Origin of the sequence: Sphingomonas sp., assembly GCF_040398505.1 — a bacterium.
Taxonomy (GTDB): domain Bacteria; phylum Pseudomonadota; class Alphaproteobacteria; order Sphingomonadales; family Sphingomonadaceae; genus Sphingomonas.
The window spans coordinates 1-8,049 of record NZ_JBBATX010000108.1 but is presented as its reverse complement, the minus strand read 5'-3'; the positions used below and the strand labels follow the sequence as shown (position 1 = coordinate 8,049).

The following is an 8,049-nucleotide window of genomic DNA, read 5'->3' as shown; positions in this document are numbered from 1 at the left end:
CTCGGCCTTGGCGATCACTTCGTCGATGCCGCCGACCATGTAGAAGGCGCTCTCGGGCAGATGATCATATTCGCCCTCGACCACGGCCTTGAACGACTTCACCGTATCCTCGACCTGCACGAACTTGCCTTCGATGCCGGTGAACACCTGCGCCACGAAGAACGGCTGCGACAGGAAGCGCTGGATCTTGCGCGCGCGGCTGACGATCTGCTTATCTTCTTCGCTCAGCTCGTCCATGCCGAGAATGGCGATGATGTCCTGCAGCGACTTGTAGCGCTGCAGCGTCTCCTGCACGCGACGCGCCGTGTCGTAATGCTCCTGCCCGACGATTGCCGGGGTCAGCACGCGGCTGGTCGAGTCGAGCGGATCGACCGCCGGGTAGATGCCCAGCTCCGAAATCGCGCGGTTGAGGTTGGTCGTCGCGTCCAAATGCGCGAACGAGGTGGCCGGGGCCGGATCGGTCAAATCGTCGGCCGGAACGTAGATCGCCTGCACCGAGGTGATCGAGCCCTTGTTGGTCGAGGTGATGCGCTCCTGCAGCGCGCCCATGTCGGTCGAGAGCGTCGGCTGATAGCCCACCGCCGACGGGATACGCCCCAACAGTGCCGACACTTCCGACCCGGCTTGCGTGAAGCGGAAGATGTTGTCGACGAAGAACAAAACGTCCTGGCCTTCGACGTCACGGAAATATTCGGCGATCGTCAGGCCCGAGAGCGCGACGCGCGCGCGCGCGCCCGGCGGCTCATTCATCTGGCCGAACACGAGCGCGACCTTCGAACCCTCGGGCGTCGGGTTGCCGTCGGCATCCTTGGCGATGACGCCTGCGTCGAGGAATTCGTGGTAGAGATCGTTGCCCTCGCGCGTGCGCTCACCAACGCCCGCGAACACCGAGGTGCCGCCATGGCCCTTGGCGATGTTGTTGATCAGTTCCTGGATGAGCACGGTCTTGCCGACGCCGGCACCGCCGAACAGGCCGATCTTGCCGCCCTTCGCATACGGCGCGAGCAGATCAATGACCTTGATGCCGGTGACCAGAATCGCGCTCTCGGTCGACTGATCGACGAACAACGGCGCGGGCGCGTGGATCGGCATCGTCTCGGTGTGGCCAACCGGGCCACGCTCGTCGATCGGCTCACCGATCACGTTGAGAATGCGCCCCAGCGTCATCGGGCCGACCGGCACGCGGATCTGCGACCCGGTGTCGGTGACCGACTGGCCGCGCGTCAAACCCTCGGTCGAATCCATCGCGATCGTGCGGACGGTGTTCTCGCCGAGATGCTGCGCGACTTCGAGCACGAGGCGGTTGCCGTTGTTCGAGGTCTCAAGCGCGTTGAGAATGGCGGGCAGGCGATCCTGCTCGAAGGTCACGTCGACGACGGCGCCAATGACCTGGCTGATGCGGCCGACGCTGTTGGTCGTTGCTACGGGTGCCGAAACCGTCGGGGCTGCGGCTTTGGGCGCGCGTGGCTTGCGGGCGGGCTTGTCGGCGGTTGGGGCTGCGGTGGCCATCTGTTACTTCCTTGTCGCTTTGTCTTGGGCGGCTTTTGCGGGGGCGGCTTGATCTTGGGGTAAGGTCGGGTTTTTCGCGCCGGGGCGGATGATCGTGACCATCGTGCTTCGGTTGCGTTTGTGCTTGAGGTCGGCAATCGGGCCCGGATCGAACACGATCCGCGCGCCGGGCAGGCTGACATCGACGGGCTGCAGCGATTTGATGCCGGCCTTGATCGGGTCGGTCGGCTGGACGTCGAAGCGGCCGAGGAAGCCCGACAACACGCGCAGCGGCGTCTTGTCGACATCGCTGGCGGACTTGCTGTCGCGCCCGTCATCGCCGGTGGCGGTGAAGGTGAAGACGTAGCGATCGACCAGAGCGGCCGTCGTCCCCGATGCTTCGAGCGTGCTGCGCGTCTTGATCGGCGAATGCGGGAGCTGGATCACCTGTTCGTCGCTCTTCGCGGCGAACGTGCCGGGCGCGCCAGCGGTCATCGGCGCGATCGTGTAGCCAAGATCCTTGGCGGCGCGCGTGCGCATGTCGGCGTCGGTGAACACCGTGCCCCAACGCCGCGCCATTTCCTTCGCCGGATCGAGCAAATCGTTCGCCATGGTGTTGGCGGGATCGACCGTGTTGGACACAGGCGCGCCGCCGCATGCGGCGAGGGCCGCACACAGCATCATCGGCAAGGCGCGCGCGATCTTCACTTACTTGAGCGCCTCGGCACCCGAGATGATCTCGACCAGCTCGGTCGTGATCGCGGCCTGACGGCTGCGGTTATACTGGATCGTCAGGCGGTTGATCATGTCACCGGCGTTGCGCGTGGCATTGTCCATCGCGGTCATGCGGCTGCCCTGCTCCGATGCGGCGTTTTCGAGCAGCGCACGGAACACTTGAATCGCGACGTTGCGCGGGAGCAGATCGGCGAGGATCGTTTCCTCGTCGGGCTCATATTCGACCGCTGCGCCGCCATCCGACACGGGGGCCGCGTTGAGGTCGATCGCGACCGGGATGATCTGGCGGCCGGTCGGCTCCTGCACCAGCGCCGACTGGAAGCGGGCGTAGAACAGATGTGCGATATCGAACGCGCCCGCCTCGAACCGGGCGATGACATCGTCGGCGATCGCGCGCGCATCGGCGAAGGCGACGGTCTTGATGTGGCTCATCTCGTGATCGGCGGCGATCTGTTTCGGGAAAAAGCGACGGATCACGCGGCCTTTCTTGCCCGCGATGTAGAACATCACGGTCTTGCCCGCCGCCTCAAGCTCCTCGGCCTTGCGGCGTGCGGCGCGGACGATGTTCGAGTTGAACGCGCCCGCCAGGCCGCGCTCGGAGGTCGCGATGATGATGAGGTGCGTCTGGTCGTTACCGGTGCCGGCGAGCAGCTTGGGGCTGCTCTCGCTGACCGAAACCTTGGCGGCGAGCGACGCCATCACGGCTTCGAGCCGCTCGGCATAGGGACGCCCGGCGACCGCCGCTTCCTGCGCCCGGCGCAGTTTCGCGGCGGCGACCATCTTCATCGCCTTGGTGATCTTCTGCGTCGACTTCACCGAGCCGATGCGGACCTTTAGAGCCTTGAGAGAGGCCAACGCTTTCTTCCTTCTGACCCTCTCCCGCTTTGGCGGGAGAGGCTACGGAGACTTGGTCGCGAAGCGGCCTAGTCGAAGTCGGTGAGGGTCTGCTTCTATTCGAGCGTCGATAAGAAGAAGGCCCTCACCCAACCCTCTCCCGCGAAGGCGGGAGAGGGCTAAATTGGCTACGCAAACGTCTTCGAAAACGCACCCAGCGCGGTCTTAAGCGCTTCAGTCGTCTCCTTCGACAGGTCGCGCTTGTCGCGAATGTCGGTGAGGAGATCGGCATGATCGGTGCGCATCACGGTCAGCATCGCTTGCTCATAGCGGACGACGGCATTGACCGGCACGGTATCGAGGAAGCCTTGCGTGCCCGCGAAGATCGACACGGTCTGCTCTTCGAACGGCATCGGCGCGAACTGTGCTTGCTTGAGCAATTCGGTCAGGCGCGCGCCGCGGTTGAGCAGCTTCTGCGTCGAAGCATCCAAGTCCGACCCGAACTGCGCGAACGCCGCCATTTCGCGATACTGCGCGAGCTCGAGCTTGATCGAGCCCGAGACCTTCTTCATCGCCTTGGTCTGTGCGGCCGAGCCGACGCGGCTGACCGACAGGCCGACGTTGATCGCCGGACGGATGCCCGCGAAGAACAGGTCGGTCTCAAGGAAGATCTGGCCATCGGTGATCGAGATCACGTTGGTCGGGATGTAGGCCGACACGTCGCCGGCCTGCGTTTCGATGATCGGCAGGGCGGTGAGCGAGCCGCCGCCATTATTGTCGTTCATCTTCGCTGCACGCTCAAGCAAGCGGCTGTGGAGATAGAAGACGTCGCCGGGATAGGCTTCGCGGCCCGGTGGGCGGCGCAGCAGCAGCGACATCTGACGATAGGCAACGGCCTGCTTCGACAAATCGTCATAGACGATGACGGCGTGCATGCCATTGTCGCGGAAATATTCGCCCATCGCGCAACCGGTATAGGGTGCGAGGAACTGCAGCGGGGCGGGGTCCGACGCCGTTGCGGCGACGACGATCGAATAGTCCATCGCGCCTTGCTCGGTCAGCGTGCGGACGAGCTGCGCGACGGTCGAGCGCTTCTGGCCGACCGCGACATAGATGCAATAAAGCTTCTTGCTCTCGTCATCGCCCTGGTGCGCGGCCTTCTGGTTGATGAAGGTGTCGATCGCGACCGCCGACTTGCCGGTCTGGCGATCGCCGATGATCAGCTCGCGCTGGCCACGGCCGACGGGGACGAGGGCGTCGATCGCCTTGAGCCCGGTCTGGACCGGTTCGTTGACCGAGGTGCGCGGGATGATGCCCGGTGCCTTGACTTCGACGCGGCTGCGCTGGTCGGAAACGATCGGGCCCTTGCCGTCGATCGGGTTGCCGAGGCCATCGACGACGCGGCCAAGCAAGCCCTTGCCGACGGGAACGTCGACGATCGTGCCGGTGCGCTTGACGACGTCACCTTCCTTGATCTGCGAGTCCGACCCGAAGATCACGACGCCGACATTGTCGGCCTCGAGGTTGAGCGCCATGCCCTGCACGCCGTTCGAGAATTCGACCATTTCGCCCGCCTGGACGTTGTCGAGCCCGTGGATACGCGCGATGCCGTCACCGACCGACAACACCTGGCCGGTTTCGGAGACCTGTGCGTCGGTGCCGAACGCGGCGATCTGGTCCTTGATGACCTTCGAAATTTCTGCGGCGCGGATGTCCATGATTTAGCCTTTCATCGCGAGCGCGAGTGAGTTCAAACGGGTGCGGATCGACGAATCGATCCGTTGCGAGCCGATCTGGACGACCAGACCGCCGAGAAGTGCGGGATCGACCGAGAGATCGACCGAAACATCGGTACCGATGCGGGTGCGCAGCTGTTGCTTGAGCGCATCGACCTGATCATCGCTGAGCGGGTGCGCCGAGGTCACTTCCGCCGTCGTCTCGCCGCGATGGCGCGCGGCGAGATTGCGAAAATCGCGGATGATTGCCGGAAGCTTCGCCAAGCGGCGATTTTCCGCCAGCACGCCGAGAAACTTCGCGGTCGTGTCATCGACGTCGATCAGCTCGGCGGCGGCGGCAATCGCCTTCGCGGCGGCACCGCGCGAGACGATCGGGCTGGCGATGAGGGCTGCGAATTCGCTCGACTGCGCGATCGTCTCGCGCACGCGGCCAAGGCTCGCCTCGACTGCGTCGATCGCCTTGCCGTCACGCGCGAGCTCGAACAACGCGGTCGCATAGCGTCCGCTTAAGCTTGCTTGAATACCGCCGGATGTCTCCACGCGATTGGGGTCCTCTTGGGCACGAATGGTGGCCCCATGCAGATGGAAGGCGCGAGAGACTGCGCCTGCCGATGGGATGGCGGGCGGTTAGCATCGGGTCGGGGCGGATGCAAGCGGTGCGGCGGCGCAATGTGCAGCGGGGGTGTTTCACGCAACTGTAACATTTACTTAACCATTCGTTGGCGGCTTTGCGTGCAAAGCACACGCCATGAACCGCATCGCCCTGCCACGCACGCTCCCGAGTCTTGCTGCACCTCTTGCGCGCTGGGTCGACCAGTGGGAGGCGGGGGGGCGTAACATGCGCGCGCAGTTGCGGCGGATCGTCGTTGCCCTGCTCGCGATTCAAGCGTTGCTGGCGCTCGCGCTGATCGGCACGACGCTGGCGACAAGCCACCGTGTGACGGTGCTGGTGATGGATCGGCTCTATCCGATCGGTGAGGTGCAACGCGTAAATGCAAGCTATGCGACGGCGCTGCTCACGGCGCACAAGGTCCGCAGCGGGAATCTGTCGGCGCTGGGCGCGGTCGCGACGATCGAAGGGGCCCGCGCCGAGATCGCGACGAGCTGGGCGGCCTTCACGGGCCATAATCTTGATGCGCGGCGGACAGCCGAAGTCGCGCAGGTCGTGGCGGCGCGGCGTGATGCCGATGCGGCGCTCGATCGTCTGCTCGATCTGTTGCGCGTGGGCCGCACCGAACAGCTCGATTTTTTCGTCAGCGGCGCGCTGTATGCTGCGATCGACCCGCTGACCGCGACGAGCAGCACGCTGATCGCGGATTTGCGCAGCGACGCGGCGCAGGAGCGCGTCGCGCTGGAGCAAAGCTTCGGGCAGGTCTATATTCTCGTTGCGGTCATTACGCTTGCCGCGATCCTCGTCGCCCTGTGGGGGATGCGGATGTTGAGCCGCCGCGTCGAGCGCCCGCTCGCGCTGATCGCCGAGGCGACGCGCGACATTACGCTGGAGCGCGCCGACATGCCGATACCCGCGCTCGACCGCAGCGACGAGATTGGCGACATTGCGCGCGCGCTCGCTTTTGCGCGGCAACGTTCGGCCGACGCCCGGGGTTTGCGCGAGGAAGCGCGCCGCACCGCCGACGCAGTCAGCGAGCGCGAACGCCGTGAACAGGACGCCCGCGCACGCCGCGCCGCGCACCTTGATGCGTTGTTCGAGGCGTTCGAGGTCGAGGCGGGCGGCTCGGTCCGGCAACTCGCATCGGCGGGCCCCGCGCTGCGCGAGACGGCGGGCGCGATGTCGGCCGAGGCCGGCGCGACCGAGCAGCAAGCGATGGCGACTGCCGCGATTGCGAATCAAAGCGCCAATAACGCGCGCACGATCACCCACTCCGCCGCCGCGCTTGCCGGGGCGATCGAGCGGATCAGCCGCGAGGCCAACGAATCGCGCGCCAGCGTCGCCACCGTCCGCGTGCGCACGCTCGAAGGGCGCGACCGGGCCGAATCGCTTGGCGAAATGATCGCGGAGATCGCGGCGGTGCTCGATCTGATCGCGGCGGTCGCCGGCCAGACCAATTTGCTCGCGCTCAACGCCACGATCGAGGCGGCGCGCGCGGGCGACGCGGGGCGCGGCTTCGCGGTCGTCGCCGATGAAGTGAAGGGGCTGGCGCGCCAGACGCAAACCGCCGCCGGGCGGATCGAGGCGCGTCTTGCCGCCGTGCGCACCGCCAGCGACACCGTGCTCGCGACAATCGAATCGGTCGATGCGCTGGTGGCGGAGCTTGATCAGTCCTCGGCGAACGTCGCGAGCGCGGTCGATCAACAACGCGGCATGACGCAAGCGATCGCGTACGCCATCGCCGAAGTCGAGGACGGGACCGCCGATGCCGCGGCCAATATGCAGACATTGCGCGAACGCGCCGAACGCTCGCGCCACACCGCCGATCAGGTGACGCGCACGGCGGGGGATGTGGCCGGCGGGGTCGAGCAATTACGCGCCCAGATCAACCGCCTGATCGCCGACGTGCGCGCGGCGTAGCGCGGCGCGGCGAACGGCGCTAGCGAGGGTCCGCAACCCTAGCATGCGGAGCGAATCGATGATCGGCACGATGGCAAAGATGACGATGTCCGACGGCGCCGAAATCGCCGTCTATCACGTCCAGCCGACGGGTGTACGCAAGGGCGGCCTCGTGCTCGTCCAGGAAATTTTCGGCATTACCGACCATATTCGCGATTTGTGCGATAGATATGCCGCCGATGGCTATGAAGTGCTTTCGCCCGCGGTGTTCGACCGCGAACATCCCGGCTTCGAAGCGGATTATTCGGGCGAGGGGTTCGCGCGTGCCGTCCAGCTCGCGCGCGAACTCCATCCCTTCGACCTCTCGCTCGCCGATGTGCAGACGTGCGTCGATGCGCTGTCGGACAAGGGCCCCGTGTTTGTCGTCGGCTATTGCTATGGTGGATCAATCGCGTGGTTCGCCGCGACGCGGATGCACAATGTGGCGGCGGCCTCGGGCTATTATGGCAGCTTGATCCCGGCCGCGGCGGACGAGGAACCCAAGGTGCCGGTCATCCTCCATTTTGGACGCCATGACAGCGGCATTCCGATGGACGGCGTCGACAAGGTCATCGCCAAGGATTGGCCCGCGGCGACGGTTTACGTGTACGAGGCCGGCCACGGCTTCAATTCGGACCGGCGCAAGGATTATCACGAACCCAGCGCCGATCTCGCGCGCGAGCGCACGCTCGAATTGTTCGAGGCGAA

General features: G+C 65.5%; 7 protein-coding genes. 2 read left to right on the top strand and 5 right to left on the bottom strand.

All coding sequences use genetic code 11. From position 1 onward, the window contains the following. From atpD to ABWP09_RS12010, 5 genes are all read right to left on the bottom strand, one after another. Window positions 1–1,509: F0F1 ATP synthase subunit beta (gene atpD / locus ABWP09_RS12030; RefSeq protein ID WP_353205372.1), on the bottom strand; the 1,509-nt coding region annotated here is incomplete at its 3' end. Window positions 1,510–1,512: 3 nt separating this feature from the next. Continuing rightward, complete coding sequence (locus ABWP09_RS12025) at window positions 1,513–2,196, bottom strand: hypothetical protein (protein WP_353205371.1); 684 nt, start codon at window positions 2,194–2,196, stop codon at window positions 1,513–1,515. Next, complete coding sequence (locus tag ABWP09_RS12020; protein ID WP_353205370.1) at window positions 2,197–3,078, bottom strand: F0F1 ATP synthase subunit gamma; 882 nt, start codon at window positions 3,076–3,078, stop codon at window positions 2,197–2,199. 167 nt (window positions 3,079–3,245) lie between these two features. After that, entirely contained in the window at window positions 3,246–4,775 is a 1,530-nt protein-coding gene (gene atpA, locus ABWP09_RS12015; RefSeq protein WP_353205369.1) for a F0F1 ATP synthase subunit alpha, read from the bottom strand. 3 nt (window positions 4,776–4,778) lie between these two features. Then, complete coding sequence (locus ABWP09_RS12010) at window positions 4,779–5,333, bottom strand: F0F1 ATP synthase subunit delta (protein ID WP_353205368.1); 555 nt, start codon at window positions 5,331–5,333, stop codon at window positions 4,779–4,781. Between the two features lie 208 nt (window positions 5,334–5,541). Here ABWP09_RS12010 and ABWP09_RS12005 point away from each other — a divergent pair, with 208 nt between their 5' ends. Both ABWP09_RS12005 and ABWP09_RS12000 read left to right on the top strand, forming a co-directional pair. Beyond that, a complete protein-coding gene (locus tag ABWP09_RS12005; RefSeq protein WP_353205367.1) occupies window positions 5,542–7,323 on the top strand; it encodes a methyl-accepting chemotaxis protein in 1,782 nt (593 codons plus the stop codon). 58 nt (window positions 7,324–7,381) lie between these two features. Further along, window positions 7,382–8,049, top strand: a 668-nt coding sequence (locus ABWP09_RS12000; RefSeq protein WP_502959796.1) for a dienelactone hydrolase family protein, incomplete at its 3' end; no start/stop codon positions are given.

Bases quoted from the DNA above. Each gene is read 5' to 3' on its own strand.
- ABWP09_RS12005 (WP_353205367.1), top strand. From the start codon at position 5,542: ATGAACCGCATCGCCCTGCCACGCACGCTCCCGAGTCTTGCTGCACCT.
- atpA (WP_353205369.1), bottom strand. From the start codon at position 4,775: ATGGACATCCGCGCCGCAGAAATTTCGAAGGTCATCAAGGACCAGATC.